Raw genomic sequence first — 26,923 nt, 5'->3', positions numbered from 1 at the left:
TCCTTTGAAGAGAGCATCGCTCTCAGAAGACCGGAACAGAACCGGGACAGGTCCACATCAGCCGCGCACAAAGGGGGAGCATGGCCAATGGCTGTTCTTCGGAGCCTTCCCTCCGCACGAAGGCGATAGATATGCCCTTGCTTGGGACGCATATCACGGCTCTCTCGACGCCGCGAAAGCGCTGCATGAGGCGCTGCTCTCGGGGTGGGTCTGGAAGATCGAGACACATGGCATTCTTAATTTTTCTTGGGTCAGCAGGCCAAGCGAAATGCTGTTCCAGCAGCATCAGTCGTCATTCGACAACCCCGCCCGTGCCTGGCTTATCGCCATCCTCCGCGCCTATCGGGGGATGCAGGGATGAGCGGGCCGGAACGGATCTGGGCTTGGGAAGGCGACGACCAGGACGGCTGGGCCAATGCTTATGCGACCACCACACATGTGGCGATTGATCAGGTTGAATACCTGCGCGCAGACGGTGAGACTAGGATCGAGGAATTGGCCGAACTGATTTATCTGCGCCATTGCCACGAAAAACACTGGCTCGGCGCCAGATGGGAAGCGAACGAAAGCAAGGACGTTTGGCACGACAAGGCCCGCGCCGCGCTCGCGAAGATCGGGGAATAGCGGATGGAACGGCCAGTCCTGGACGCAATCCGAGCCACGCTGAAATTCAAGGACTCTGCAACGATCAGTGAAATCGCCAAATATGCTGGCCTGACGCACAAGCAGGTGCTGGACACAATCAACGCCAATGGGTCGATGGTCTGGCGTAACCGAAAGACCGGCCATGTGACGAAGGTGGACCCTCGCGGCGTCCTGCGAAAACAGCTTGTCGAGAGCGATGCATATTACTTCCCTGACACCTACGGCGCATGGTCGGTCGAGGGTCATTCGCTCCGTTTCAAAGGACACGATGATCTGAGGGCAAGGCTGCGCGAGAGCCGTCTTGTCGGGGGGATCGGGGATTGCTGGACCATAGAGCCAGTGATCGACACCCCAGAGAACCGCGCCGCCCTTGAGGCTGATGGGCTGAAACTCTGGTCGGAAGACGAGGCAGACGAACGGCTATGGGTGGAGACCGCCCGCGCCGCCGCGCAAGAGAAAGGGGGCGGATGATGGGGGCAATGCAACAGATCAGGCCGACAGTGAAGCCGAGCGAAAGACTCGCCGTGATGAAGGAAATGATTGCCATGGGCTGCAAGGTGCAGTGGGATACCAACACCGGCCTCATGGAGATCACCCCGCCCGGATCGCAAGGCGGGAAACCCGATGCCTTTGACATGGTGGATTTCAGCCGTTGAAACGCGCGCTGCCCGCTCACGTCTACCAGAAGCCCAAGGGGCTGTATTTTCAGCGAAGGGGCTGGAAAACGGTGAAGATCAATGCTGCCCCCGGCACCAAGGAGTTTGCCTTCGAATATGCCGCAATCCTTAACGGCGCGCTGGTGGCCCCGCAGACTGCGACCGGGCGCACATTTGCGGCTCTGATCCAGTCCTACCATGCCAGCCCGAGATACAAGGGCCTCGCACCTCGCACGGCCCGAGACTATGACAAGGTGCTGATCTGGATCAAAAGCAAACTGGGTACGCTGGACGTTGCCGGTATGCAGCGCAAGGACGTGATCCGGGCGCGGGATGCCAATGCGGAGACGGTGCGCTTCGCCAATTACATCGTCCAGGTGCTGCGGATCCTCTTCGAGCATGGGATTGACCAGGGCTGGCGCGAGGATAATCCGGCCAAAGGCGTGCGCCTGCTTAAGTCGGGTGCCCCGCCGCGAGAGGCATGGCCGCAAGACATGATCGACGCCTATCGCGCGAAAGCCGCCGGGCGCGCGCTGCTGATCTTCGAACTTGCGCTTGGCACCGGTCAGCGCATCGGGGATGTGCTGAAAATGCGCTGGAGCGATATCGAGGGCGACGGGATTAATGTCACCCAAGGCAAGACTGGAGCGCGCCGGTGGGTGCCCTTTACCGCGCGCCTGAGGGCCCTCGTGGACGCAACACCGTGCATTGGGCTTACGATCTGCGCATGGGGGCCCCCAAGGACGCGCCCTGACCTATTTCCCAGCTGCAAAGGCTGTCAGGCAGGTGCGCGAGGCTATCGGCGCAGAGAAATACGATATTCACGGCCTGCGCTATGCCGCTGCTGCTGAACTGGCAGTGGCCGGATGCAGCGACGAGTTGATCGCTTCGATCACCGGATACAAAACCAGCGCGATGGTGGCAAAGTATGCGGGTCCGGCGCGCCAAAAAGCGCGAGAAAAGGCTGCACAAATCAAGCGCGGAACGGAACAAGAATGAAACACGAATGTTGCCAGATTTACATGGCAACACAACAACATAGTCTAAGTCACTGAAAAGATGGTGCCCGGAGACGGATTTGAACCGCCGACACGCGGATTTTCAATCCGCTGCTCTACCAACTGAGCTATCCGGGCAACCTTGGTGGCGGGGTGATACCGAGTGTGTCCGGCGCTGTCCAGAGGGAAAACGAATAAGTTTCCAAGAAGGCGAAATCATTGTCCTGAAACAATGTTTTGACTGGCCGATTTTGCCTCCATCTCTGTCAGGAACGCCTTTTCCGTCGCAGCAGACCGCCCGCAGAGAACTCGGCGAGCCCGGAAGCCGCACAGATATGGCAGCTGAGGTCTGGCCTGTACCGGTCTCCACAGACAGCGTGATCAGGAAGGAGAATCCGCCCGGGTCATGCAGGAAGCATCAGGTATCAGGCGAAACAGAAAATGATCGGGGCACAGGGTCGACAGGCATGCGCTCCGGGGGCGTCTGGTTTGGGAGTACAGGAGCTCAACGCCTCGCGTGGCGCGCCGGAGGCAGGCACGGACCCGCAAGTTGTCGTGCAGCCAGGGCCCTCGCGGGGTGCCTCAGGGCCGGCCATGGTTCGCACCTGCTTTACTGGCAGTTGCGACATTTTCCGCCGGAAAGGAAAGCCACCGGGCCAGTCACCTCTTCGCTTGTGAGACGGCTTTCCTGATCTTGTCTGCCACGTCGCGTTGCATGGCCCAATATGCGGCCCATAAAGCCAGGCAGAAAGCCAATGGCGCGTGGGACTGTGCAATCTGCAATGACGTCAAGCGGAGACGCTGACTGCTCCGGAGCACAGATTGCGAAAACTATATCTCTGCCCGGCCAGCGGCCCGCGCCAGAGAGGCGGCAGGCTCTGCGGTCAGTGAGCCCGATCCGGCGGTGCTGACGGCTCTGCCTCTGGCACATCGGCTGCGGGATCATCCTCAGCACCGCCGATCCGGTAGCCATCGCCCAGCCAGCGCGCGAGATCGATATCGGCACAGCGCTTTGAACAGAAGGGGCGCGCGGCAGCTTCGGTCTTTTTGCCGCAGATCGGACAGGTCATGGCCAGAGCGCACTCAGCGCGAGGCCCTCCCGGCGCCGGGTCAGTTCGAACAGGCCGAGCCCGCTCCAGCCGGCCAGGCTGGTCTCGCCGCCGCCCTTGAAGGCCGCGCGGATCACCTGGTCGAGGATATTGCGGTCGCGTTTTGGCATCGGCGCGAAGTCGATCACCACCTGGCCGCCAAGGCCGCGCAGCCGCAGCTGACGCGGCAGTTCCCGCGCGGCGGCGATATTGATCTTCAGCGCAGCCGCCGGCGAGGTATCGGGGCCGGTATTCACATCAACGGCCACCAGGGCCCGGGTGGGCTCGATCCAGATATGACCGCCGCCCGGCAAACCGACCCGCGCCCCGGTCAGCGCATCCAGCTGATCGGCCACACCAAAATCGGCAAAACTGCCCGGTTCCTCGATCACCTCATCAGGTGCGGGATCGCCCCAGTCGCGCCAGGCAAGCTCATGCGCCCCGGGCGCGTCGACCAGGAGTTCCGGCGCGCCATTGAGATCGGCCAGCACGGCCTCGGTCAACCCGCGCAGACTGGCAATATCTTCGGCGATCTCTTCGGGATCCGCAGCGTCGCAGACCGAACGGAGGATCAGCCCGAGATCAGGCGCCGCCCCTGCCATTGCGCGGCCCGCAAGGGCGTCAAGCTCTGCACGCAGATCCTCATCGCGAATCCGGCGCGAGACATTCAGCCCCGGCGCGCCTGGCGTCAGAATTGCATAGCGGGATTTGAACAGAACACGGATCGAGACCGGCAGCGCCTTGCCGGGTTCGGCCGGGCCGGACACCTGGACGATCAGCCGCTGGCCCGGCGCGATGCCCGAGACCTGGCGCAGAAACCCGCGCGCGCCATCCGGGAGTTTGACAAAAACGCCGCCCTGCCCCTTGACCGGCCGGTCGGCAATGGCGCGGCAGATCGCGCCCGGTGCCAGATCGACGCTGACCGGATCGATCGCGATCTCTTCCAGGATCCCGTCAACCAGCAAAGCCGCCGCCTCGCGCCCGTCTATCTGATCGAGAAGAACAACCCGTCCCTTCATACCTGCCTCCAGACCGGATAGCCGGCCGCCGTCAAAAGCTGTGCGGTCTCGGCGACCGGAAGGCCCATGATTCCGCTGTAAGACCCCGAAATCCATGGAATGAACGCGCCGGCCTGGCCCTGTATGCCATAGCCGCCGGCCTTGCCCTGCCAGTCGCCGCTGGCGAGATAGGCATTCATTTCATCATCCGAGAGTCGCTTCATCTTAACCGCCGAGACGCTTTCCCGCGCCCAGATCCGCGCGCCTTTGCGCAAAGCGATGGCAGTGATCACCTCATGGCGGCGCCCGCCGAGCAGCGCCAGAAACGAGGCCGCTTCGACCGCGTCTGCGGGCTTGCCGAGAATGCGGCGGCCAAGTGCCACCGTCGTATCGGCACAAAGCACGATATCATCAGGCCCGGCCTCTACCGCCAGCGCCTTTTCCCGCGCGAGACGCGCCGCATAGGGGCGCGGCAGCTCGCCTTTGCGGGGATCCTCGTCGATATCGGGAGGCAGAATGAGATCGGGTGTGATCCCCATTTGCGCCAACAGCTCTTTGCGGCGCGGCGAGGCGGATCCGAGGATCAGTCGCAAGATAACAGCTTACTTGAAGCGGTAATTGATGCGGCCCTTCGAGAGGTCGTAGGGGGTCATTTCCACCTGGACCTTGTCGCCTGCCAGAACACGGATGCGGTTCTTGCGCATCTTGCCTGCCATCGTTGCGATCAGTTCATGGCCATTGTCGAGTTCGACCTTGAATGTCGCATTGGGCAGGAGTTCCTTCACGACACCCGGGAATTCGAGAATGTCTTCCTTGGCCATGTTCACTCCGAATAGGAAAGGGCCCGCGGGAAACGCAGGCCTTCTGCCCCGGGCATATGCGCTTTGTGCCGGGGGTTTACAAGGGCTTTCTGGTTTGCGCGCCTGGCTGATCGCGCGAAGAGACGGGTTTTCCGGCCTGGCATTCGCGCTGACAGTTCAGAGCTGGCGGATCCAGAACTGCAGTGGTTTTTCGGTATCGCTGACTTCCCCGAGGTCGCGCCAGCTGAAATGCGCGATGGCGCCCGGCAGCGGTGCATAGCCGCGTTTCGTCCAGAAGGCGTCATTGCTGCGATATGCGTCAGGGCGCAGCGGGTGATCCCCGGGGCGCATCACCGAGCAGAAAGCGACATGGCTGCGACCAAGGCTGCGGGCATGGTCTTCGCGCAGGTCAAAGAAACGGTGCCCGACGCCCCTGCCCCGATATTCCGGCAAAAGGACCGATTCCGCGCCATAGAGGATTTTTTCCAGCGCGAGGCCGGTCTGGCGCATCGGTTCGGCGAATTCAGCCGCATGATCCTCCATCGGCGCTGAGGTCGAGGCGCCGACGATCCTGCCGTCATCAATTGCCGCCACCAGCAGCGCACCCGGGCTGTCGCGATAGGCCTGAAGATAGGTGCGCTCGTAATCGAGCGTACCATCATAGAGATAGGGCCAGGCGCGGAACACAGTGATGCGAAGCCGCGCCATATCGTCCAGCGCGGCCTCAAGCTCGGCCCCCTTCAGCGCGCGGACGGTCAGGCTCATTTCGAGACCTGTTCGATCCAGTCATTGAGGTTGTAGAAGGTGGTGATGCGGGTGATCCTGCCGCCCTTCACGTCAAAAAACGACCCCGCCGGGAGGATGTATTTCTGGCCCTTTGCCTCGGGCAGGCCCGGATCGGTCTTCAGATATTCACCATGAACGACGAATTCAGCCGCCGCGCGGCTGCCGTCTTCGGTCACGAAGATCACGATATCCCTGAGCTCTTCGCGGTAGGAGACGCCCATATGCGAACCAAATTCCGCGAATTTCCCGCGGCCCCACCGGATGCCGCCCTCATTGACGCGGTGTTCGATATCCTCGCTGACAAGCGCCGTCATGCCTTCGGGATTCAGCGCGTTGAAAGCGGTGTAATAGGATTCGATCAGCTTACGGGTGTCGGATGCGGACATGGCTCTCCCTTTCATTTGGGCGCGAGGATAGCCGGTTGCCGCGCAGGGGAAAGCCTGAAAACGCCCTTTCAGGGTCTCCGGGCGGCCCCTGGGGACAGGCCGCCCGGAAAGCGATCAGGCCAGCGCGGCGGCCACGGTCGCAGTCAGCGGCGTGGTCGGGTGGCCGATCAGGCGCGAGAGCGTTTTGCTGTCATCGAACAGCGCCCCCTTCGCAGTCTGGGCATCGCTGTCGGCGAGGATTGCGGCGAATCCCGCCGGCAGGCCGAAACCTTCAAGGGCTTTGGCATAGTCCGCCTCGGGCAGGTTCACATAGCCAACCGGCTTCCCGGCCTGTCTGGCCACTTCGGCGGCCAGATCGGCACCGGTGAAGCCGGTATCGCCGGCAAGCTCATAGATCTTGTTCTCATGGCCCGCCTCAATCGCGGTGACCGCAATCGCCTCGGCATAATCCGCGCGCGCGGCCGCCGAATAACGCCCTTCCCCGGCCGAGCCGATGATCGTGCCATGTTCGATCGCGGGCGCCAGGGCACCTGTCAGGTTCTCGCTATACCAGCCATTCCTGAGGATCGTGTAAGCGATCCCCGAAGCCCGCAGCGCCGCTTCGGTTTCGACATGTTCAGCGGCGAGTTTCATCGGCGAGGCATCGCCCTTCAGGAGCGATGTATAGATGATCCGCTTCACGCCAGCGGCTTTGGCAGCATCGATCACCGCCTTGTGCTGCGCGAAACGCTTGCCGACCTCATTGGCCGAGATCAGCACCAGCGTATCGACCCCCTTCAGCGCGGCGGGATCTGCCTTGTCATAGTCGAAAGCACGGGCCCCGACGCCCAGATCGGCAGCCTTTTCCGGGCTGCGGACAAGAGCGATGGGGCTGGCGCCCCGGGTTCTGGTCGCGGCAATGGCGAGGCGGCCCAGCTGGCCGGTGGCTCCGGTGATGGCGATGGTCATTGGTTTCTCCTGTTCCGGATTTGACAGGACAATAATAGCACCATACTTACAAAAAATAAGTACGCACCATTTTGTAAGTATGGAACAATGACGCACAGCCTCATCACGACAGATGCACAGCGCCTGATGCAGGGCTGGCGCGAGGGCAATGTCCTTGCCGCCGAATGCCCGTCGCGGCGCATCCTGCAACATCTGACCAGCCGCTGGGGCGTTCTGGTGATGGTGGCGCTGGCCACCGGGCCACATCGTTTTGCCGCATTGCGGCGCAGGGTGGCGGGGGTCAGTGAAAGGATGCTGTCCCAGGTGCTCAAAGATCTTGAGGCGGATGGGTTCGTGTTGCGGACAGCGCATCCGGTGGTGCCGCCGCATGTCGATTATGAGCTGACAGCCCTTGGGCAGGCGGCGGCGGCGCGGCTGATCGGTCTGGTCGGCTGGATCGAGGCAGAGTTGGAGACTATTCTCGCCGCAGGTAAAACAGGCTTCGACAGCGACGCAGCTCTGTCTGAACGCGAAACAGCCCGGGGCTGAAAGCCCGGTCCGTGCTGCCTGCCCCGCAGGTCAGGCCGGCAGACCGAATCAGGCTGCGGCCCGCGCCCCCTCAGGGGAATCAGAGCCGCCTTTCTCCCCGGCGACCCTGAATTCGCTTTGCATTTCGCCCCATTTCGCCAGTTCCGCCGCAAGCCGGTTGCGCGCCACAGCACCATCACGATTGCGGTTTCCCCAGAAGCCATGAACGGCAATCGCGCGGCCATAGGGCAGAAAGGCCGGCAAAAGCGCATGTCTGGTCATCGCCCAGCCAAAGGCGCTCAGCAGCGCCGCCAGGCCGAAGACCCGCACGAAATACTGGTGTTCCACCATGGTCAGCCCCTGCAGAGCCGGGCTGGAAAGCGCGGCGACGTGACTTGCCGCGACCAGCAGCGAGACGATGGCTGCCACGGCGTAGAACCAGCTGATGAGCAGGCCCGCGTTTTTCAGATGGCGCAAATCGCTGCGGCGAATGGTCATCCACAGACCGGCAAGCACCACCATCATCGGCGCCATCCCTCCGATCAGGAAACAGCTGGCAGCGGTCAGCAATAGATAGAAGGCCAGAAGGGTATAAGATGATCCCGGAATACCAGACATAAGCTTCCCCGTGTCCTGAACGATGCGACCACTGGCCTCTGGATGCCAGGACAATATGGCGCATATTCGGCGCAAAGCTGATGTTTGCGGGGCGAAAAGGCGCGATCCGCCTCACTCCCCCCGGAAAGCACACAGGCGTTGTGCACCGCACCCCGCCCGGTGTCACTCCCACCCCGGTCCTCTGGCGCGTGAGTTCCGGGCGCTCAGCCCCCGACCGGCACCGGCGGGCCAAATCTCTGGATCATGCGGTCACGGATCTGATCGCGCGCCTGGCGATAGGCGGAGAGTTTGGCCTCGCGGCTTTCGCCAAGTCCGGTCGGATCAAGTATCGGCCAGTATTCGACCTCGAGATGATGCCAGCGCGTCAGCTCCAGCGCCTGGCGCTGGCTTGCCGGCGACAGCGCCACGATCAGATCGAACTGCCCCAGATCATCGCCCCATTCCTGCATTTCCTCGAAGGACCTGGCGCGGTGGCGCGACAGTTCCACCCCGATCTCCTGGCAGACCGCCACCGAAAAGCCATCCACCTCCATGTCATTCTTCACGCCCGCCGATTGCACATAGGCGCGCTGGCCGTAGAATTTCTTCGCCATCCCCTCGGCCATGGGAGAGCGCACCGCATTATGGTCGCAGCAGAACAGGATGGACTGCGGGAAATCGACCAATCTTACCCCCAGTGCAGCACGCAGATGAGGGTGAAGAGGCGCCGGGCGGTGTCGCGATCGACCTCGGCCTTGCCCTCGAGCCGTTCCTGCAAGATCGCGGCCCCCTCGTTGTGAATCCCGCGCCGCGCCATGTCGATCGCCTCGATCTGGCTGGGCGGCAGGCGCTTCACCGCCTCGAAATAGCTCTCGCAGATCTGGAAATAATCCTTCACCACCTGGCGGAACGGGCCGAGGCTCAGATGGAATTCACCGACCTGGGCCTCATCCTCGCGGGCAATCCCGAAGACCAGCCGCCCCTCCCGGATCGCCAGCGCCAGACGATAGGGGCCAGGCGGCACCTCGCGCCCCTCGCGGGCGGGAAGGCCGAAGCTGTTCTCCTCCAGCAGATCGAAAATCGCGACCTTGCGCTCCTGTTCGATCTCCGGCGTCGGGCGTATGAGGCCCTTCTCGTCGATCTCGATATGGCAGATGCGGTTGGTCATGCGGGTGTTCCGGAAAATGCGTCGCCCCTTGATGCCCGAGCGCATCGCCGCACGCAAGCGCACCGCCAGACGCCGAGCCCCTCATTTTCTGTCGAAAAATATCCTCGGGGGGAGGCCGCAGGCCGTGGGGGGCAGACAGCCCCCCTCCCCGGTCCCGCATTCAGCCGCCCTCAGGCCCCGTTCAGCCGGTCCAGCCGCGCCCGCACACTCAGCCCATGCGCCTCCAGGCTTTCCGACCGCGCCAGCCGCTCCGCCGCCGGTCCGATCGCCGCCAGAGCCGCCGGGGACATCTTCGCGATCGTGGTGCGTTTGAGGAATTCGAGAACTGACAGCCCCGAGGAGAACCGCGCCGAACGCGCCGTCGGCAGCACATGGTTCGGGCCGCCGATATAGTCGCCGATGGCCTCGGGGGTCCATTGGCCGAGGAAAATCGCCCCGGCATGGGTGATCTGCGCCGAGACCGCCTCCGGGTCTTCGGTGCAGATCTCCAGATGCTCGGGTGCGACACGGTTCGAAAGCTCTGCGGCCTCGGCGAGGTCGCGCACCAGAATCACGGCACCATTGTCGCGCCAGCTCGCCTGCGCGATCTCGCGCCGCTCCAGCGTCTCAAGACGCTTCTCCAGCGCCGCCACACAGGCACGGGCAAAAGCCTCATCCGCCGTGACCAGAATCGCCTGGGCCGAGGCGTCATGCTCAGCCTGGCTCAGCATATCCAGCGCCACGAAATCCGGGTCTGCCGTACCATCGGCGATCACAAGGATCTCGGAAGGGCCGGCGATCATGTCGATCCCCACCTTGCCGAACACCCGCCGCTTCGCGGCCGCGACAAAGGCATTCCCCGGCCCGGTGATCTTATCGACCGCGCGGATCGTCGCGGTGCCGTAAGCCAGCGCCGCCACCGCCTGCGCGCCCCCGATCCGGTAGATCGTATCGACCCCGGCGAGCCTTGCCGCAAAGATCACCAGCGGATTGACCTCGCCGCCCGGCGTCGGGCAGGTGATCACCAGACGCTCCACCCCGGCCACCCGTGCCGGGATCGCATTCATCAGAACCGAAGACGGGTAAGAGGCGAGCCCCCCCGGCACATAAAGCCCGGCCGCCGAGACCGGCGTCCAGCGCCAGCCAAGCGTTGCGCCTTCCGGGTCGGTCCACATCTGATCCTGGGGCATCTGGCGGACGTGATAGGCGCGGATCCGTTCCGCCGCGAGCGTCAGCGCTGCCGCATCCTCGGGCGAGACTTTCGCGCATTCCGCCTCGATCTCTTCAGGCGTGAAGGCCAGCTGGCCCGGTGTCAGCGAGAGCCGGTCAAAGCGTGCGGTCAGTTCGGTCACCGCCAGATCGCCCCGCGCCCGCACATCCGCGATGATCGCGGCGACAACATCATCCACTTCGGGACTGTCCTCGCGCTTCATGCCAAGGAAAGCGGTAAAATCCGCCTCGAATCCGGGATCCCGGGTGGAAAGGAAATGCGCCATTGCGGGCCTCCGCGCGTGATTGCCGCCAGTCTTGGCCCGCGCATATCCCGCGCTGTGGCCGAGGTAAACAGCGCCATATGGAAAAGGGCGGCGCGCATGGTCGATGCGCGCCGCCCTTTCTGATTGTCAGCCCTGGCTTATTGCGCCGGAGCGTCCGCAGGGGCCTCTGCGGGTGCTTCAGCCGGAGCTTCAGCCGGAGCTTCTGCGGGCGCTTCAGCCGGAGCGGCCTCAACCGGAGCAGAATCTGCCGGCTCGGCGCCGGTTGCTGGCGCTGCAGCCGCAGCCTCGATGCTCGCCTTGACGATCACATCGGGGTTCTCGGCAACCGCGCCATTTTGCTCGGCCGGGCCGCGCCTGATCTTATCGACCACATCCATGCCCGAAATCACCCGACCGACAACGGTATAATTGCCGTCAAGGAAATCACCGGGCGCAAACATGATGAAGAACTGGCTGTTGGCCGAATTCGGATCCTGGCTGCGCGCCATGCCGACGATGCCGCGCTGGAACGAGACATCCGAAAACTCTGCCGGAATATCAGGCAGATGCGAGCCACCCATGCCGGCGCTGACGAATTCCGCCGGGATCTCCATACCATGGAGCTTATAGGTGCCTTCAGCCGCACCTTTCGGCAATTTGGCAAGCTCTTCGGCCAGCGTAGCCGGTTTGCCGAACTGCACATCACCGGTCTGGGCCATGAAACCATCGATCACGCGGTGAAAGACCACGCCATCATAGGCGCCCTCTGTCGCGAGCTGAACGATCTGCGCCACATGTTTCGGCGCCTTATCGTCAAGCAGGTCAATGACCACGCGGCCATTGGCCTCGCCCTGGATGTCGAGCACCAGATTCGGGCCCGGCAGATCGGGAACATCCTGCGCAAAGGCAGGCGCGCTCAGCAAAAGCGTGGCAACGAGAACCTTACGCAACATCGGCGGCAACCCTTACAGTGATCATGCGATCGGGGGTGACCGGCGGCTCGCCCCGGGTGATCTTGTCAACAAATTCCATCCCGGAAATCACCCGGCCGTAAACGGTATACTGGCCGTTCAGGAAGGAGTTATCCTTGAAATTGATGAAGAACTGGCTGTTTGCCGAATTCGGGTTCTGCGAGCGCGCAGCGCCGATCGTGCCGCGATCATGCGGCAGTTTCGAGAATTCTGCCGGCAGATCATCATATTGCGACCCACCCGTGCCCGAGCGGCGCGGATTGTAGTCTTTTTCCATATTGGCGTGCTCTACATCGCCGGTCTGGGCCATGAAGCCCTCGATCACGCGGTGGAAAGCCACATTGTCATAGGCTTTGTCGCGGGCGAGCTGTTTCATGCGCTCGACATGCTTTGGTGCGACATCCGGGAGAAGCTCGATCACCACTTCGCCGTCTTTCAGCGTCAGGATGATGGTGTTCTCGGGGTCCTTGATCTCGGCCATTGTGCTTCCCTTGCAGGCTTCTGGTCGGGCGGGAAATTAACCGCAAGCGCCTCAGGGGGGAAGGGCAAATGGGCGTGATCGGTTGACGGGAGGGCAAAATGCGCGGAAAGAATTGCGCGAAAAGCAGGATGCACCCCGGGTGTTAGCGCTAACCAACCCCGAATGACGCATATTGGGAGAGACCGATGAGCTGGAAAACGCTGGATGATATCGCACTGGCCGGCAAAACCGTGCTGACGCGGGTCGATATCAATGTGCCGATGGAAGGGGACCGGGTCTCTGATACAACCCGCATCGATAAGATCCGCCCGACGGTCGAGGATATCATCGCGCGCGGCGGCAAAGTGGTGTTGCTGGCGCATTTCGACCGGCCCAAAGGCAAGGTCGTCCCTGAGATGAGCCTTGGCCGCATCGCCCCGGCCCTTGAGGCAAGCCTGGGCCGCAAGGTGATTTTCGCGACGGAAAGCACGGGCGCTGTGGCAAAGGCCGCGATTGCTTCGGCGGCGCAAAGCGATGTCGTGCTGCTGGAAAACACCCGGTTCCACGCGGGCGAAGAAAAGAACGATCCCGCGCTTGCGGCGGAATTTGCAGCACTTGGTGATGTCTATGTGAATGATGCGTTTTCGGCCGCGCACCGGGCACATGCCTCGACCGAAGCCCTCGCGCGCGCGCTCCCGCATGCGGCCGGGCGGCTGATGGAGGCCGAGCTGAAAGCGCTGGACGCAGCGCTTGGCACCCCTGCCCGCCCGGTGATCGCCGTGGTTGGTGGCGCGAAAGTGTCGACCAAACTTGATCTGCTGGGGAACCTTGTTGGCAAGGTCGATCACCTGGCGATCGGGGGCGGCATGGCGAATACCTTCCTTGTGGCGCAAGGCATCGAGGTCGGCAAATCGCTCGCGGAACGCGATATGGCAGACACCGCCCGCGCGATCCTGAAAAAGGCCGAAGAGACCGGCTGCCAGATCCATCTGCCGGTCGATGTGGTGGTGGCGCGCGAGTTCAAAGCCGGCGCGGCAAGCCAGATCACCAATGCCTCAGGCTGCCCTGCGGATGCGATGATCCTTGATGCCGGCCCGGAAACGGTTGCGCGGCTGAAAGCGGTCATGGGCCAGTCTGCGACGCTGATCTGGAACGGCCCGCTCGGCGCCTTCGAGATCCCGCCTTTTGACGCGGCCACGGTGGCGGCGGCGAAAGAGGCCGCAAGGCTGACCGAGGCCGGCAGGCTGATCTCGGTTGCAGGCGGTGGCGACACCGTTGCCGCGCTGAACCAGGCCGGGGCTGCGGGGGCGTTCACCTTCATCTCGACCGCCGGCGGCGCCTTCCTCGAATGGATGGAAGGCAAGGAATTGCCGGGCGTGGCGGCTCTGCTGGCCTGAATCGGTCTGGTCGCGCTAACAGCATTGCGCGCGCCGCGGCGGAAAGGCTATGGCGCGTGCAAAATCTCACTGGATCCGGCAAAGGGTGATGTCCATGACCACGGAAAAGATGACGGCGCAGATCGGCAAAGGCCAGGGCTTCATCGCAGCCCTTGATCAGTCGGGCGGCTCGACCCCCAAGGCACTGAAACTCTACGGCGTTGAGGCGGATGCCTGGTCCGACGAGGCAGGGATGTTCGACCTGGTCCATGCGATGCGCGCCCGCATCATCAAATCGCCCGCCTTTACCGGCGAGAAGGTCATCGGCGCCATCCTGTTCGAGCAGACCATGGACCGCGCTATCGACGGTATCCCGACCGCCACCTATCTGTGGGAAAAGCGCGGCGTTGTGCCGTTTCTCAAGATCGACAAGGGGCTCGAGGCCGAGGTCAATGGCTGCCAGGTGATGAAGGCGATGCCCGAGCTCGATGCGCTGCTGGAGAAGGCCGTGCGCGCCGGGATCTATGGCACCAAGGAACGTTCGGTAATTTCCGCCGCCAATGAAGACGGCATCAAGGCGGTGGTCGATCAGCAATTCGCCATCGCGAAACAGGTGATCAGCCACGGGCTTATGCCGATCGTCGAGCCGGAAGTGACGATCTCGATCACCGATAAAGCCGCCGCCGAAGCGATCCTGCGCCGCGAGATCCTTACGCATCTGGATGCGCTGCCCAGGGGCACGCAGGTCATGCTGAAACTGACCATTCCGTCGGAGGCGAATTTCTACGCAGCCCTGGTCGATCACCCGGCTGTCCTGAAGCTGGTGGCGCTTTCGGGCGGCTATTCGCGTGACGAGGCAAATGCAGCTCTGGCAAAGAACCGCGGCATGATCGCCTCCTTCTCGCGCGCCCTTTCGGAAGGTCTGAACGCCGGGCAATCCGAAGCCGAATTCGACGCCACGCTGAAAGCGGCGGTCGATTCGATCCATGCAGCCTCAATCGCGGGCTGAACAGCTTTCGCGTAAAACTGAAGGGAATCCCGCCACATGGGGGATTCCCTTCTGATTCGTTTCATGGCATGATTTTTCGCAAGGCCCCCCGATAAGAGGGGTGACAGATGAGACGGACAGGACATGACCAGGCAACAACGGCGCCATAATATGGGCGGGCTCATCTACTTCGCCCTGATGTTCACTCTGGGTGCCTATTTCACCTTCGCCGCCGTTCAGGGCGACTATGGCGTGTTCCGCCGGGTCGAAATCCGCGCCGAGGCCAGCGGGCTGGCGGTTGAGCGTGACAAACTGGCGGTGCAACTTGCCGAGATGCAGAACCTGACGCATCGCCTGTCAGATGATTACCTCGACATGGATCTGCTGGATGAGCGCGCCCGTGACGTGCTGGGTTATATGCGTGCAGATGAGATCGTGATCCGCTGAAAATCTGGCGAAATCAGGGCCTTACCTGCGCACCGGATGCGCGTTGCGAAACCCGACGGCGAAGCGGTTCCAGGCGTTGATCGTGGTCACAATCAAGGTCAGCTCCACCTGTTCCTGGGGCGTAAACTCTGCCGCGACTGGCGCGTAATCCGTGTCGGCCGCCCGGCTTTGTGGCAAAAGCGTCAGCGCATCCGCCCAGGCAAGAGCCGCCCGCTCGCGCGCGTCAAAGGCGCTGCTTTCGCGCCAGGCGGCCAATACGTCCAGCTTTTGCTGCGAAACCCCGGCCGCCCTCGCCTCGCCGCCATGCAGATCAAGGCAGAAGGCACAGCCATTGATCTGTGAGACCCGCATTTTCAGCAATTCACGCAAGGGCGCCGGGATGGAGAGCGATTTGATCTGCGCCTCAAGGTCCAGCATCGCCTTCATGGCCACCGGGGCCGCCTTATAATAATTCAATCGCTCTGACATCGGCAGGTATCCGGTTGCACGGGGTCACTGTTCACTTGTGCCAGCATAGGCAGAGCCCCGGAGGAAGGCCAGACGCCTCTCACCTCGCCCCGCAGCTTGCGCGCATTTTCACTTTGACCCAATAATCCCCGATGTTGTATGGATGGTTTAACGCTAAACCATTTGCTGAACCTACTCCGGGGAGGAGCCCAATGGCACGCAAGCCCGATGCGAGACCCAATGTCTCGAAAGAAGAGCTGCTGAAATATTACCGCGAGATGCTGCTGATCCGCCGCTTTGAGGAAAAGGCGGGGCAGCTTTACGGCATGGGGCTGATCGGGGGGTTCTGTCACCTCTATATCGGCCAGGAAGCTGTCGTTGTGGGGCTGGAGGCTGCGGCCAAGCAGGGCGACAAGCGCCTGACCTCTTACCGCGATCACGGCCATATGCTGGCCTGCGACATGGACCCGAAAGGCGTCATGGCAGAGCTGACCGGACGCATCGGGGGCTATTCCAAGGGCAAGGGCGGCTCGATGCATATGTTCTCGAAAGAGAAGCATTTCTACGGCGGCCATGGCATTGTGGGCGCGCAGGTGCCGCTGGGCGCGGGGCTCGCATTTGCCGATAAATATCTTGGCAATGACAATGTGACCTTTACCTATTTCGGCGATGGCGCGGCCAACCAGGGCCAGGTCTATGAGACCTATAACATGGCGGAACTCTGGGATCTGCCGGTGATTTTCGTCATTGAAAACAACCAGTATGCTATGGGGACGAGCGTGAAACGTTCGACCAAATCGACCACGCTTTTTGAGCGCGGCGTGGCGTATGGCATCCCCGGTGAGCAGGTAGACGGCATGGATGTGTTGGCGGTCAGGGCGGCAGGCGAGAAGGCCGTGGCCCACTGCCGCGCCGGCAAGGGCCCCTATATCCTCGAAATGATGACCTATCGCTATCGCGGCCATTCGATGTCGGATCCGGCGAAGTACCGGACGCGTGAAGAGGTCGAGAAGATCAAGACCGAGAAAGATTGCATCGAGCATGTCCGCGATCTGCTCTTGCAGGGCGGTCTGGCCTCGGAAGACGATCTGAAGAACATCGACAAAGAGATCAAGGCGCTGGTCAATGAGGCGGCTGAATTCTCGAAAGAAAGCCCGGAGCCGCCGCTGAGCGATCTCTGGACCGATATTACCGTCTGAGGGGGAGAAAGATCATGGCAGTTGAAGTTCTGATGCCGGCTTTGTCTCCGACGATGGAGGAAGGCACGCTGGCGAAATGGCTGGTGAAAGAGGGTGACACGGTCAAATCGGGCCAGGTCATCGCCGAGATCGAGACCGATAAGGCGACGATGGAATTCGAGGCGGTGGATGAGGGGATCATCGGCCGGCTGCTGGTGACCGAGGGCACGGCGGGCGTGAAGGTGAACACGCCGATTGCGGTGCTGCTGGAAGAGGGCGAGAGCGCGGATGCGGTGGCTGCGGCCCCTGCCCCGGTCGTTGCTCCGACTGCGTCTCCGATGGCCGCCGCCGCGCCGGCCATCGAGGCCGTCCCGGCAGCAGCTGCCGCGCGCCCGGCAGTGGTGGAAGCCGCCAAAGGCTGGCCGCACAGCGACCTGCCCGAAGGTGTGGCGACGAAGACCATGACCGTGCGGGAAGCGTTGCGCGAGGCCATGGCGGAAGAGATGCGCGGGGATGGCAATGTCTTCCTGATGGGGGAAGAGGTTGGTGAATACCAGGGCGCCTATAAGATCAGCCAGGGACTGCTGGACGAGTTCGGCCCGAAGCGCGTGGTCGACACCCCGATCACCGAGCATGGTTTCGCCGGGATCGCGGTTGGCGCCTCCTGGGGGGGGCTGCGCCCGATTGTCGAGTTCATGACCTTCAACTTTGCGATGCAGGCGATTGACCATATTATCAACTCGGCCGCGAAGACGCTTTACATGTCGGGCGGTCAGATGGGATCTCCCATCGTGTTCCGTGGCCCAAACGGGGCGGCAGCACGGGTAGGCGCCCAGCACAGCCAGGACTATGCGGCCTGGTATGCGGCGATCCCGGGGCTGAAAGTCGCCATGCCCTATTCGGCGGCGGATGCGAAGGGCCTGCTGAAGACGGCGATCCGCGACAACAACCCGGTGATCTTCCTCGAAAACGAGATCATGTATGGGCGGAGTTTCGAAGTGCCTGTGGGCGATGATTTCGCCATCCCCTTTGGCAAGGCTTCGGTGATGCGGGCGGGGTCGGATGTAACGCTGGTTTCGTTCGGAATCGGCGTTGCCCATGCGCTGGCCGCAGCGGAGCTGTTGGCCAAAGAGGGGATCGAGGCGGAGGTGATCAACCTGCGCACCCTGCGACCGATTGACTATGACACGGTGCTGGCCTCGGTGCAGAAGACCAATCGTTGTGTGACGGTCGAGGAGGGCTTCCCGGTGGGCTCGATCGGCGATCACCTGGCATCGACGATCATGCAGCGCGCGTTTGACTATCTGGACGCGCCGGTCGTGACCTGTACCGGCAAGGATGTGCCGATGCCCTATGCGGCCAATCTGGAGAAGCTGGCGCTGATCACGCCTGCTGAAATCGTCACCGCCGTGAAATCGGTCTGCTACCGCTGAGGGAGGAAAAAAGATGGCAATCCAGATCCTGATGCCCGCGCTTTCTCCGACCATGGAGGAGGGCACGCTGGCGAAATGGCTGGTTAAAGAGGGCGATCTGGTCAAGTCGGGCCAGGTCATCGCCGAAATCGAGACCGATAAGGCGACAATGGAATTCGAGGCGGTCGATGAGGGCGTGATCGGCAAGATCCTGATCGCGGAAGGCAGTGCCGGTGTGAAGGTCAATGACCCGATTGCCGTGCTGCTGGAAGAGGGCGAGGATGCCTCGGCAGCCTCTGCCCCCGTTGCAGCCCCGCAAGCCGCAGCAGCGGCAGTGGCAAGCCCGGCCGAAACGGTCGCGGTCGCAGCACCGGCGCCTGCTATGGCACCGGTCGCGAGCGGCGCGCGCGTCTTTGCCTCGCCGCTCGCGCGGCGGATTGCCAAAGACAAAGGCGTCGATCTGACGGTGGTGAAGGGCACTGGCCCGCATGGCCGCATCGTCAAAGCCGATGTGGAACAGGCGAAATCGGAGACCGCGCCGACCACAGCGCCTGCGGCAGCGGCCGTCGCTGCGGGCTCGATGCCCGCAGCGACGGCGACCCCGGCCCCGACAAAGGCGGTACCGGCCGGGCTCTCACCCGAGACGGTTCTTAAAATGTATCAGGATCGCGCCTTCGAAGAGATCGCGCTTGACGGCATGCGCCGCACAATCGCCGCCCGCCTGACCGAAGCCAAACAGACGATTCCGCATTTCTATCTGCGGCGCGAGGTGAATCTCGATGCGCTGATGGAATTCCGGGCCGAGCTGAACCATGCCCTCACCGGGCGCGGCGTGAAGCTTTCGGTCAATGACTTCATCATCAAAGCCTGTGCCATCGCATTGCAGGAAGTGCCCGATGCCAATGCGGTCTGGGCCGGCGACCGGATCCTCAGGCTGAAACCTTCCGATGTTGCGGTTGCCGTGGCGATTGAAGGCGGGCTCTTCACGCCGGTGCTGCGCGATGCGGATAAGAAATCGCTCTCGGCCCTGTCCGCCGAGATGAAAGATCTCGCGCATCGGGCAAAGTCGAAAAAACTCGCGCCGCATGAATATCAGGGCGGAAGCTTCGCCATCTCCAATCTCGGCATGTTCGGGGTTGAGAATTTCGACGCCGTGATCAACCCACCGCATGGCGCGATCCTTGCCGTCGGGGCCGGGTTGAAAAAGCCGGTGGTGGCGGAGGATGGCTCGATTGGCGTGGCGACAATGATGTCGATGACGCTCTCCGTCGATCACCGCGTCATCGATGGCGCGTTGGGAGCTCAGTTCCTCAAGGGGGTGGTCGAGGCGCTTGAGAACCCGGTCACCATGCTGGCCTGAACCAGCAGAATATCTGGAAAACCGCACAAGGCGGGGGCTCTGCCCCCGCCTTCGCATTTTCAATGCGAAAGCTCCCCGCGAATACTCAGGGACAGATGAACTCAGCCACGTGCTTCGAGATTTTGCAACAAAGTGATGCTGCGGCGCGCGACAGTTGCGATGACCCCTGCCCCGATCAGCCAGAGCGCCCAGGTCATCAGGGTCGCGCCATCGGTGCTGACCGGCAAAAACGCAGCAAGCAAAGCGGCAAAGGTCAGCGCGGCCATCCGGTGCGGCTTCGCCATCGGGCCGCGGAAATCGGGTGCAAAGCCTTCGGCGCGGCCAAGCTCCCGCAGCCAGGCAGTGATCAACGCGAGCGCCCCGACCCCGAGGCCGAGTGCCGGCGCCGCCGCAAACAGCCCTGCCCCCCAGAAGAGCAACAGATCAGCGGCGCGGTCCGGGGCTTCGTTCCAGAAGGCGCCAGAGGGGGTCGCCGTGCCGCCCTCAACCGCAACCATGCCATCGAGCAGATTGCACAAAAGCCGAAGCTGGATCGCCAGCGCGGCAAGCACCAGCAAGAGGCTCTGCCCGATTGGCCCCGAAGCCGAGGCTGCCCAGAAGAAGAGCAGCCCAAGTGCAGCAAAGACCACCGAAGCCTGGGAAATCTGGTTCGGGGTAATCTGGCGCTGCACCAGGGATTGCGCGAGGCGGACCATCAGCCGGTTGCGGCGGGCACGGATCGGGCGACGATTCGCGTCCTCTGCTTCCGCCTGGGGTTCGGCCCGAAAGATGGCACGAGGATCTTGCATATCGTCATCTGTCATGGGTCAGGTCCAGAACCAGCGGGTAAGATGGAAGAAAATCGGTGCGGCAAAGACAACCGAATCGAGCCGGTCGAGGAACCCGCCATGGCCCGCAATCAGATGTCCCCAGTCCTTCACGCCCTTGTCACGTTTGATCGCCGACATCACCAATCCGCCAAAGAACCCCATCAGCGTCACTGCAAGCGCCATGCCGGCAGCCTGGAGCATGGTGAAAGGCGTCATCCACCAAAGTGCGGCCCCGGCGGTGGTCGCCGTCATCACGCCGCCAATTAGCCCTTCCCAGGTCTTCGAGGGCGAAAGCTGCGGTGCCACCAGGCGGCTGCCAAACAGCTTGCCCCAGACATATTGCATCACATCTGACAGCTGAACCGTAAAGATAAGCCAGGCGATCAGGATGACGGAGCGGCCCTCATACCCTTCGATATGCAGCGTCAGAAGTGCGGGCACATGGCTCACGCAATAGACGCAGATCATCAGCGCCCATTGGGTTTCAGCGACGCGGGTCAGGAAGCTCTTCGTCTCGCCCCTGAGCGCCGAGACGACCGGCATCAGAAGGAAGGCATAGACCGGGATGAAGATCGCATAGAGACCGTACCAGTCGAGACCTACCAGCCAGTATTGCACCGGCAGCACAATGAAAAACGCCCCGGCCAGCGACCAGTGATCGGCGCGGGCCTTGGCCGTCAGGGTCAGAAACTCCCGGAGCGCCGAGAAGGAGAGCACCGCGAAAAGGATCACCACTCCCGGCCTGCCAGCCAGGAAGGCCAGCGACAAAAGGATCACCATCCCCCACCAGGCCGAGATCCGGGCGTTCAGGTTTTCGATCACCGGATTGTCACCATCCGGTGCGATCCTTGCGCGCAGAATTTCGCCGATCAGGGTGGCGATCACCAGGATCACCCCCACGCCAAGCAAGAGCCAGATGAGATGCGGGGTCGCGCTCATGCCGGCACCGTCTCTTTCAGCGCGATCAGCGCAGCATGGCTGCGGGCGAGAAAATCCCCCTTCTCTTCAGTGTCACCGAGATGCAGCGGGGCGCCGAAGGTCAGGGTGCAGATCAGCGGCAGCGGAATGATCTCCCCCTTGGGCATCACCCGGTTGAGGTTCGAAATCCAGACCGGCACCAGATCAATTTCGGGATTTTGTTTCGCAAGATGGAAGAGGCCGGTGCGGAAGGGCAAAAGCGGCTCTTCCGTCATATTGCGCACGCCTTCGGGGAAGAGGATCAGCGACGAGCCCTCGGCCAGGGCCTGCCCCATCAGCGCGACCGGATCCTCGACCCGCTCTTCCGGGCGGCGGTCAATCAGCACGGCGTTGAAGACATCGCGGCCAATAAAGGCGCGAAGCGGGGTTTTCAGCCAATATTCCAGCGCCGCGACCGGGCGGGTTCGCGCCCGAAGCATCGGCGGCAGCACCGTCCAGAGCAGCACGAAATCGGCATTGGAAGTGTGATTGGCGAAATAGACCCGCTGCTTCGGCAGCGGCTCGATCCCCGACCAGATGGCGCGCGGAGCGGTAACGATCCGCGCGAATAGGGTGATTGCGCTGCCGGCAAAAGCGGCAGCCGCTCTGCGGAAAAAGGCCTTACCCCCGGAACCAATACCTGCCGTCAAATGCCCTGCTCACTCCGCCCTGAATTGCTGATCCATGCTCAGCGCAGGCTGGGCGCAGCCGGCCTTGCCCACCACACGCGCGGGAACCCCGGCGACGGTGGTTTCCGGCGGCACCTCCTCGAGCACGACCGAACCGGCCGCGATCCGCGAGCAATTGCCGACCCGGATATTGCCGAGAACCTTGGCGCCCGCCCCGATCAGCACACCATTGCCGATCTTGGGATGCCGGTCGCCATCTTCCTTGCCGGTGCCGCCGAGTGTCACCGAATGCAGCATCGAGACATTGTCGCCAACGACCGCAGTTTCTCCGATCACGATCGAATGCGCATGGTCGATCATGATGCCCTTGCCGATCCGGGCGGCGGGGTGGATGTCGACCCCAAAAGCCTCGGACACCCGCATCTGCACGAAATAGGCCAGATCGACACGGCCCTTCTCCCAAAGCCAATGGCCGATCCGATAGGCCTGCACCGCCTGGTAGCCCTTGAAGAACAGGACGGGCTGCAGGTAGCGATGGCAGGCCGGGTCGCGCTCATAGACCGCCATGAGATCGGCACGTGCCGCCGCGCCAAGTTCGGGCGCGGCACCATAGGCCTCGTCGGCGATTTCGCGCAGGATCTGTTCGCTCATCTCACCCGAGGCGAGTTTTAGCGAAAAGCGGTACGCCAGAGCCCGCTCAAAAGTGGCGTGGTGCAGCAGGCCCGAATGGATCAGGGCGCCCAGCAGCGGCTCTGCGCCGACAGCCTCTACCGCCTCGCTGCAGATCCTCGTCCAGACCGGATCGAGCGTCGTGACACGTTGTCTGGTTTCGGCCATGGCAATCCCCGTTACGAGCCGCCGCAATCAGCGGGCGGAAACAGAAAAGATTATCTCCGATGCGGGCAGAATCGGCAATCCGGAAAGGAAGATGTTCCGGCCGCGCTCAGGGTGCCACTGCCAGTGACCGAAACGGCCCCGCTCCGAAGGATGGCGACAGCTGGGCGATCATCGCCGTAAAGCCGGACTGCGCGCCATCCTGAACCTGCTGTGCCAGCGGATAGGCATAATGCGGCGCCGATGTTGTCACCTCTCGCCTGATGACATCCGCGACGAGGATTCGCACCATATAACCCTCGCTTTCTTCGGAAAGCGGTACTTCGGTCTGTTGCCAGCTGTCGCCCCCGATCCGCGTCCGCCGGATCCAGCTGAGGCTCAGATCCTGGCCGGCCCGTGCAGTGCCGCGCAAATGGCTCACCGGCATTGGCCGCAAGCCGATCCCGTCAAATGCCGTCGCGATCTCGACCACATTCGGATCATCATAGCCGCGCCCCGATACCCCGATCCGGTAGCGGCGCGAAAGGCCCCGCGCATCCATCGAGAGCTCCATTTGCGCCGGCACCCCGTCCAGCAGCACGACCGTACTGCCCACGGGCCAGGCCGCAGGCATGACCCCATCCGTCCCCGCCTGGCCGCGCAGTCGGAGAGTAACCTCCCAGGTCCGGGGTGCGACCAGCTCGGCCCCGGCAAACTGGATCACCTCCCAATTGCCGGCAGAGCCATCGCCAATCGCCATCACATTGGCGCCATTGAGCACCGCAACCGGATTGGCCGCGCTCAGCACGCCTGTGCTCAGCCGGATCCGCAGCGGCTCGCCCCGGTCCCAGACACCTGGCCGCGCTGCGAGAAGTTCGGTCTCGGTACGCCCGATGACCGAAGGTGCTGTGACAAGGCGGTTCAGGGTAAACCCGCCGACCGCAGTCTGCGACCAGAGCGCGACCGAGCCCGGCCAGGGGCGTGCTCCCACAGCGATATAGGGCCGGTGCGGTTCTTCATCCCCCCTGAGCAGCGGCAGGTCGAGAAACACCGGCCAGACCGGAACCGGCGAGACAAAGGGCGCCAGGGCGGGCGGCACGCCGCCTTCATCGCGGACCTCATATATCCCGCCCTCAATTCGCACCGCCTCGATACGGCGCTGTTCGGTCTGCTCTACGCGCTCCACCCGCCAGACCGAGCCGTCTTGCGTCGCGATACGATCCCCAGGCCCGACATCCATGCGGGAAAGCGACAGGCTGAGGCGCAAGCCATCCCGCGCGATCCGCGATTCTGCCAGCCAGCGCCGGGTGACGCCAAGCCCTTCTGCCGATGTCATCGCAAGCGAAACCTCGGTGCCCGCGACACGGTGCAACCTGTCCGCCGGGTGCCGGGTCTCGGCCATCCGCGCCTCGTAACCTGCCTCTGCGTCGATAAAGCCAAGACGGATAGACTCGCCGGTCTCGACCTCTGGCGCGCGCGTCACTTCGGCCTGGCCTTCCAGCTCGTCCACCGCATAGAGTTCGGAGGCGAGCCGGTGATCAATGCCTGGCAAACGGCGCTGGAAGACCAGTTTACCATCCAGGTCGTAAGCATCGACGCCGAAGGTCTGCAGCAAGGGTTGCAGGCTTGCGCGGCCGCTTTGCACCTGATCCACCAGATAGCCGCGCACAACAGCCTGCGCCGTGGCAGTCTCCGCCATCGCGATGCCATGGCTGCCGCAAATCTCTCTGATCACGGCTGCCAGCGGCTGGCCGGTCGCCCGCCCGTTCAGCCAGTGGCCGCGCAGATAGGCCGGCCCGTCGGTCCATTTATCCACGCGGCCAGGGAATTCCGGGAAAGGCCGCGCATCCCAGGCCCAGACATGGGCGCGGCTCATATCTATCATCCGCCCGTCATAGCGCGAGGATTGCGGGTTCATTTCCGGATCTCGCCAATAGCTGTTCATGGCGCGCAGATATTGCATCTGGATCAGATCGTCCCTCGCCCCGTTCGAGGCCCGGGGTAAGGCCGATTCCGAGGACATAAGATCGAGGAATTTATTCGGCTGGTTGGTGCCCTTGTCGACCGCCGCACAGCCATATTCGGTAAAGAGGATCGGCTTTGACTGCGGCTCCCATGCCGTCGGGGTGGTTGAACGCACTCCACTTGTCCGGCTGTGATGCGGCATCTGCCACCAGTTGCGCATATCCTTGACCCGAAAAACCCAGGGCTCCTCAAAGGCGCCATCTGTGATGGGCAGCCGGACCTGGGCCGCTTCGCCCTCCGGGCTGTCGTAATACCAGTCGAACCCCTCGCCGCCCTCGATATTGGCCTTCAGATAGTCCGGGTTCCAGACCGCCGACCAGGCGGCATCAGCGTGATCTTCGCCATCGCGCCAGTCGGACAGCGGCATATAATTGTCGATCCCGATGAAATCCACCGCCGGATGCGCCCAGAGATCATCCAGCGGGAAATAGAGGTTTCCATCCGCGACATAGCTGCCATATTCGGTCCAGTCAGCGGCATAGCTGATCTTCACCGCCGGCCCGAGGATCGCCCGCACCTCAGCCGCGAGCTGCATCAGCCCCGCCACCGCCGGGAAAGCGTCCGCTCCATTGCGGATCTGCGTCAGGCTGCGCATCTCAGAGCCGATGCAGAACGCATCGACGCCGCCGGCGAGGGCGCAAAGATGCGCGTAATGCAGGATAAAGCGGCGATAGCGCCATTCTTCCGGTCCAGAATACAGGATATGACTGCCCGCAGCGCTGAAATGCGCCGGCTGTGCGGCGCCAAAAAAGGCCGCAACCTCGTCATCGGCCTGTGCCGTTCGATCCGTGCTCCCCTGGCGTCCCGGTGCCTGATCGGTGGTGATCCGTCCGCGCCAGGGCATGACCGGCTGATCCGCAGCGCCGGACCAGGGATCGGGCAGCCCGTTCTCCGGCTGTTGTTCCATCAGGATAAACGGATAGAACATCACCTCTTTCCCATCCGCCCGGATGGCGCGTATCGCCTCGATGACCGAGGCATCAGCTGGCGTCCCGCCATAGACCGGACCACTGTCGCGCCTGGGCACTTCGCCGGCTGTTGCCCGTGTCACGCCCCCCGCATGCCAGGCCATCCCCTGACCATCATGATTGCGCTGTTCGACTTTGGGCCGGATCTCGCACCTGCCGCAGCGCAGATCGCTTCCGAACCAGGACACGACCAGCGAGACCGAACCACAGTTCGGCAACTCGCCCGAGAGCTGATCGAGCCCGGTCCGGAAATCGGTAAGGCCTGAGGGTGACGTGCTGTTGACCGCGACATTCTCGCCCGGGCCATAGCTGATATGGACCGGAGTCGTCGCCAGCGCATATTCTCCGGTTCCGGGGATTATCGCGACCGCGCTCACCAGTCCGGAAAGCGTATCTTCAGGCGCCACATGCGGCCCCTGCGCACTGCGCACCACCTCGAAACTGAACTGTGGCACCCGGTTGCCATAAGCGGTCACGTCGAGATCCTCGATCACCACATAGGCAAGACCGCGAAACGCCGGCACCTCCCCCTCGCCCTCGATCGCTTCGATCCTGGGGTCGGGCAGCTGGTCCTCGGTGCCATGATAGACCCGGAGCGAAAGGCTGCGCGGCTCGATTTCGGTACCATCGGCCCAGATACGGCCAACGCGCAGGATCTCGCCCTCGCAAAGCCCGATCGCGAGGCTGACTGTATAGGAATACTCCGTCACCGACGGCCCCGACGGTGCCCCCTTGCCACCCCGCCGCGAGCGGCTGTGCTCCTCATATTGCGAGGCCCAGATTACATGGCCCGCCAGCCGCATCCGGCCCCAGAGCTTTGCGATGGCTTTGCCCTCACCCGCGCTCATCAGCCGGAGCCGGTCAATGCGACCGACCTCAACTGCATCCGCGCCCCCCCCGAGGATCTTCTGGTCAATGACCCGACCCATCGTAGCCCCGATTGCGCGCCCGATAACAGCGCCCGAAAGGCCCAGCACAGTGCCGCCAAAGCCCGCACCAAATGCGGCCCCGGCCGCCGAGAGCAAAAGCGTTGCCATCGTATATCGCTCCGT

At 62.9% G+C, this 26,923-nt stretch carries 31 protein-coding genes, 1 tRNA gene and 1 pseudogene; 13 read left to right on the top strand and 20 right to left on the bottom strand.

Annotated elements, in window-relative coordinates; genetic code table 11:
- The 6 genes and pseudogenes from JC607_RS25360 to JC607_RS08670 form a co-directional block, all read left to right on the top strand.
- Nucleotides 1-361, top strand: a pseudogene (locus JC607_RS25360) (hypothetical protein); the annotation flags it as partial.
- A complete protein-coding gene (locus JC607_RS08690; protein WP_198836530.1) occupies nt 358-624 on the top strand; it encodes a hypothetical protein in 267 nt (88 codons plus the stop codon). The pseudogene JC607_RS25360 and the gene JC607_RS08690, both read left to right, overlap by 4 nt.
- 3 nt (nt 625-627) lie before the next feature.
- Entirely contained in the window at nt 628-1,116 is a 489-nt protein-coding gene (locus JC607_RS08685) for a hypothetical protein (protein ID WP_198836529.1), read from the top strand.
- An 8-nt stretch (nt 1,117-1,124) separates the two neighbouring features.
- Nucleotides 1,125-1,301 carry a hypothetical protein gene (locus JC607_RS08680; RefSeq protein WP_198836528.1) on the top strand — a complete coding sequence of 59 codons (177 nt, stop codon included), beginning with the start codon at nt 1,125-1,127 and terminating at the stop codon, nt 1,299-1,301.
- Entirely contained in the window at nt 1,298-2,152 is an 855-nt protein-coding gene (locus JC607_RS08675) for a tyrosine-type recombinase/integrase (RefSeq protein WP_198836527.1), read from the top strand. The genes JC607_RS08680 and JC607_RS08675 overlap by 4 nt, the downstream gene beginning before the upstream one ends.
- Nucleotides 2,088-2,300, top strand: a complete 213-nt coding sequence (locus tag JC607_RS08670) for an integrase (RefSeq protein WP_370584775.1) — start codon at nt 2,088-2,090, stop codon at nt 2,298-2,300. Before JC607_RS08675 ends, JC607_RS08670 begins: the two co-directional genes overlap by 65 nt.
- A gap of 61 nt (nt 2,301-2,361) precedes the next feature.
- On the opposite strand, the gene JC607_RS08665 is transcribed toward JC607_RS08670, so the two are convergent.
- From JC607_RS08665 to JC607_RS08630, 8 genes are all read right to left on the bottom strand, one after another.
- A tRNA-Phe gene (locus JC607_RS08665) sits at nt 2,362-2,437 on the bottom strand.
- A gap of 746 nt (nt 2,438-3,183) precedes the next feature.
- On the bottom strand, nt 3,184-3,369 hold the full coding sequence (locus JC607_RS08660; RefSeq protein ID WP_198836526.1) for a DNA gyrase inhibitor YacG: 186 nt from the start codon (nt 3,367-3,369) through the stop codon (nt 3,184-3,186).
- Nucleotides 3,366-4,406: a ribonuclease E/G gene (locus JC607_RS08655; RefSeq protein ID WP_198836525.1), complete on the bottom strand. Its 1,041-nt coding sequence runs from the start codon at nt 4,404-4,406 to the stop codon at nt 3,366-3,368. The genes JC607_RS08660 and JC607_RS08655 overlap by 4 nt, the downstream gene beginning before the upstream one ends.
- Nucleotides 4,403-4,978 carry a nucleoside triphosphate pyrophosphatase gene (locus JC607_RS08650; protein WP_198836524.1) on the bottom strand — a complete coding sequence of 192 codons (576 nt, stop codon included), beginning with the start codon at nt 4,976-4,978 and terminating at the stop codon, nt 4,403-4,405. The genes JC607_RS08655 and JC607_RS08650 overlap by 4 nt, the downstream gene beginning before the upstream one ends.
- A 9-nt stretch (nt 4,979-4,987) precedes the next feature.
- Nucleotides 4,988-5,206 carry a translation initiation factor IF-1 gene (infA, locus tag JC607_RS08645; protein ID WP_045389309.1) on the bottom strand — a complete coding sequence of 73 codons (219 nt, stop codon included), beginning with the start codon at nt 5,204-5,206 and terminating at the stop codon, nt 4,988-4,990.
- 156 nt (nt 5,207-5,362) lie between these two features.
- Entirely contained in the window at nt 5,363-5,950 is a 588-nt protein-coding gene (locus JC607_RS08640; RefSeq protein ID WP_198836523.1) for a GNAT family N-acetyltransferase, read from the bottom strand.
- A complete protein-coding gene (locus tag JC607_RS08635; protein ID WP_198836522.1) occupies nt 5,947-6,357 on the bottom strand; it encodes a ketosteroid isomerase-related protein in 411 nt (136 codons plus the stop codon). Before JC607_RS08635 ends, JC607_RS08640 begins: the two co-directional genes overlap by 4 nt.
- A gap of 114 nt (nt 6,358-6,471) precedes the next feature.
- Entirely contained in the window at nt 6,472-7,305 is an 834-nt protein-coding gene (locus tag JC607_RS08630; RefSeq protein WP_198836521.1) for an SDR family oxidoreductase, read from the bottom strand.
- Between the two features lie 87 nt (nt 7,306-7,392).
- Between JC607_RS08630 and JC607_RS08625 the strand changes: the two genes are divergently transcribed.
- The gene (locus JC607_RS08625) at nt 7,393-7,833 is read left to right on the top strand and encodes a helix-turn-helix domain-containing protein (protein ID WP_233092786.1); all 441 of its coding nucleotides are present in this window, start codon (nt 7,393-7,395) and stop codon (nt 7,831-7,833) included.
- A gap of 48 nt (nt 7,834-7,881) precedes the next feature.
- Here JC607_RS08625 and JC607_RS08620 read toward each other — a convergent pair whose 3' ends face one another.
- The 6 genes from JC607_RS08620 to JC607_RS08595 form a co-directional block, all read right to left on the bottom strand.
- Nucleotides 7,882-8,430, bottom strand: coding sequence for a hypothetical protein (locus JC607_RS08620; protein ID WP_198836520.1), 549 nt, complete (start codon nt 8,428-8,430; stop codon nt 7,882-7,884).
- Nucleotides 8,431-8,633: 203 nt separating this feature from the next.
- Nucleotides 8,634-9,035: a low molecular weight phosphatase family protein gene (locus tag JC607_RS08615; RefSeq protein ID WP_198836543.1), complete on the bottom strand. Its 402-nt coding sequence runs from the start codon at nt 9,033-9,035 to the stop codon at nt 8,634-8,636.
- Between the two features lie 62 nt (nt 9,036-9,097).
- Entirely contained in the window at nt 9,098-9,577 is a 480-nt protein-coding gene (locus tag JC607_RS08610; RefSeq protein ID WP_198836519.1) for a UPF0262 family protein, read from the bottom strand.
- A 170-nt stretch (nt 9,578-9,747) separates the two neighbouring features.
- Nucleotides 9,748-11,052: a histidinol dehydrogenase gene (gene hisD, locus JC607_RS08605; protein WP_198836518.1), complete on the bottom strand. Its 1,305-nt coding sequence runs from the start codon at nt 11,050-11,052 to the stop codon at nt 9,748-9,750.
- A 137-nt stretch (nt 11,053-11,189) separates the two neighbouring features.
- Complete coding sequence (locus tag JC607_RS08600) at nt 11,190-11,984, bottom strand: peptidylprolyl isomerase (RefSeq protein WP_198836517.1); 795 nt, start codon at nt 11,982-11,984, stop codon at nt 11,190-11,192.
- Nucleotides 11,974-12,483, bottom strand: coding sequence for a peptidylprolyl isomerase (locus JC607_RS08595; RefSeq protein ID WP_092896672.1), 510 nt, complete (start codon nt 12,481-12,483; stop codon nt 11,974-11,976). The genes JC607_RS08600 and JC607_RS08595 overlap by 11 nt, the downstream gene beginning before the upstream one ends.
- Nucleotides 12,484-12,668: 185 nt before the next feature.
- On the opposite strand from JC607_RS08595, the gene pgk reads away from it, so the two are divergent.
- The 3 genes from pgk to JC607_RS08580 all read left to right on the top strand — a co-directional run bounded on the left by pgk (nt 12,669) and on the right by JC607_RS08580 (nt 15,273).
- Nucleotides 12,669-13,859: a phosphoglycerate kinase gene (gene pgk / locus JC607_RS08590; RefSeq protein ID WP_198836516.1), complete on the top strand. Its 1,191-nt coding sequence runs from the start codon at nt 12,669-12,671 to the stop codon at nt 13,857-13,859.
- Nucleotides 13,860-13,953: 94 nt separating this feature from the next.
- Nucleotides 13,954-14,847 carry a fructose bisphosphate aldolase gene (locus JC607_RS08585; RefSeq protein ID WP_198836515.1) on the top strand — a complete coding sequence of 298 codons (894 nt, stop codon included), beginning with the start codon at nt 13,954-13,956 and terminating at the stop codon, nt 14,845-14,847.
- 123 nt (nt 14,848-14,970) lie between these two features.
- Nucleotides 14,971-15,273: a septum formation initiator family protein gene (locus JC607_RS08580; protein ID WP_198836514.1), complete on the top strand. Its 303-nt coding sequence runs from the start codon at nt 14,971-14,973 to the stop codon at nt 15,271-15,273.
- A gap of 21 nt (nt 15,274-15,294) precedes the next feature.
- On the opposite strand, the gene JC607_RS08575 is transcribed toward JC607_RS08580, so the two are convergent.
- The gene (locus JC607_RS08575) at nt 15,295-15,741 is read right to left on the bottom strand and encodes a carboxymuconolactone decarboxylase family protein (protein WP_198836513.1); all 447 of its coding nucleotides are present in this window, start codon (nt 15,739-15,741) and stop codon (nt 15,295-15,297) included.
- Nucleotides 15,742-15,932: 191 nt separating this feature from the next.
- On the opposite strand from JC607_RS08575, the gene pdhA reads away from it, so the two are divergent.
- Genes pdhA through JC607_RS08560 form a run of 3 tightly spaced genes read left to right on the top strand, consistent with a single transcriptional unit; the run spans nt 15,933 to nt 19,670 of the window.
- On the top strand, nt 15,933-16,919 hold the full coding sequence (pdhA, locus tag JC607_RS08570; RefSeq protein ID WP_198836512.1) for a pyruvate dehydrogenase (acetyl-transferring) E1 component subunit alpha: 987 nt from the start codon (nt 15,933-15,935) through the stop codon (nt 16,917-16,919).
- 14 nt (nt 16,920-16,933) lie between these two features.
- On the top strand, nt 16,934-18,331 hold the full coding sequence (locus JC607_RS08565) for a pyruvate dehydrogenase complex E1 component subunit beta (protein WP_198836511.1): 1,398 nt from the start codon (nt 16,934-16,936) through the stop codon (nt 18,329-18,331).
- A 13-nt stretch (nt 18,332-18,344) separates the two neighbouring features.
- Nucleotides 18,345-19,670, top strand: a complete 1,326-nt coding sequence (locus tag JC607_RS08560) for a pyruvate dehydrogenase complex dihydrolipoamide acetyltransferase (protein ID WP_198836510.1) — start codon at nt 18,345-18,347, stop codon at nt 19,668-19,670.
- Nucleotides 19,671-19,771: 101 nt separating this feature from the next.
- Here JC607_RS08560 and JC607_RS08555 read toward each other — a convergent pair whose 3' ends face one another.
- The 5 genes from JC607_RS08555 to JC607_RS08535 all read right to left on the bottom strand — a co-directional run bounded on the left by JC607_RS08555 (nt 19,772) and on the right by JC607_RS08535 (nt 26,908).
- Complete coding sequence (locus JC607_RS08555; RefSeq protein ID WP_233092785.1) at nt 19,772-20,458, bottom strand: CDP-alcohol phosphatidyltransferase family protein; 687 nt, start codon at nt 20,456-20,458, stop codon at nt 19,772-19,774.
- An 18-nt stretch (nt 20,459-20,476) separates the two neighbouring features.
- Nucleotides 20,477-21,418, bottom strand: coding sequence for a phosphatidate cytidylyltransferase (locus JC607_RS08550; protein ID WP_198836509.1), 942 nt, complete (start codon nt 21,416-21,418; stop codon nt 20,477-20,479).
- A complete protein-coding gene (locus tag JC607_RS08545) occupies nt 21,415-22,086 on the bottom strand; it encodes a lysophospholipid acyltransferase family protein (RefSeq protein ID WP_233092783.1) in 672 nt (223 codons plus the stop codon). The genes JC607_RS08550 and JC607_RS08545 overlap by 4 nt, the downstream gene beginning before the upstream one ends.
- Nucleotides 22,087-22,095: 9 nt before the next feature.
- The gene (gene cysE / locus JC607_RS08540) at nt 22,096-22,902 is read right to left on the bottom strand and encodes a serine O-acetyltransferase (RefSeq protein WP_198836508.1); all 807 of its coding nucleotides are present in this window, start codon (nt 22,900-22,902) and stop codon (nt 22,096-22,098) included.
- Between the two features lie 106 nt (nt 22,903-23,008).
- Nucleotides 23,009-26,908 (bottom strand): glycoside hydrolase/phage tail family protein, encoded by a 3,900-nt coding sequence (locus JC607_RS08535; protein ID WP_198836507.1) that lies wholly within the window; start codon nt 26,906-26,908, stop codon nt 23,009-23,011.
- Between the last annotated feature and the right edge of the window lie 15 nt (nt 26,909-26,923).

It is taken from the genome of Paracoccus sp. IB05 (assembly GCF_016405985.1).
Lineage (GTDB): Bacteria > Pseudomonadota > Alphaproteobacteria > Rhodobacterales > Rhodobacteraceae > Pseudogemmobacter.
Note: the sequence above shows the minus strand (reverse complement) of the source record. Positions and strands in the feature narration are given on the sequence as shown.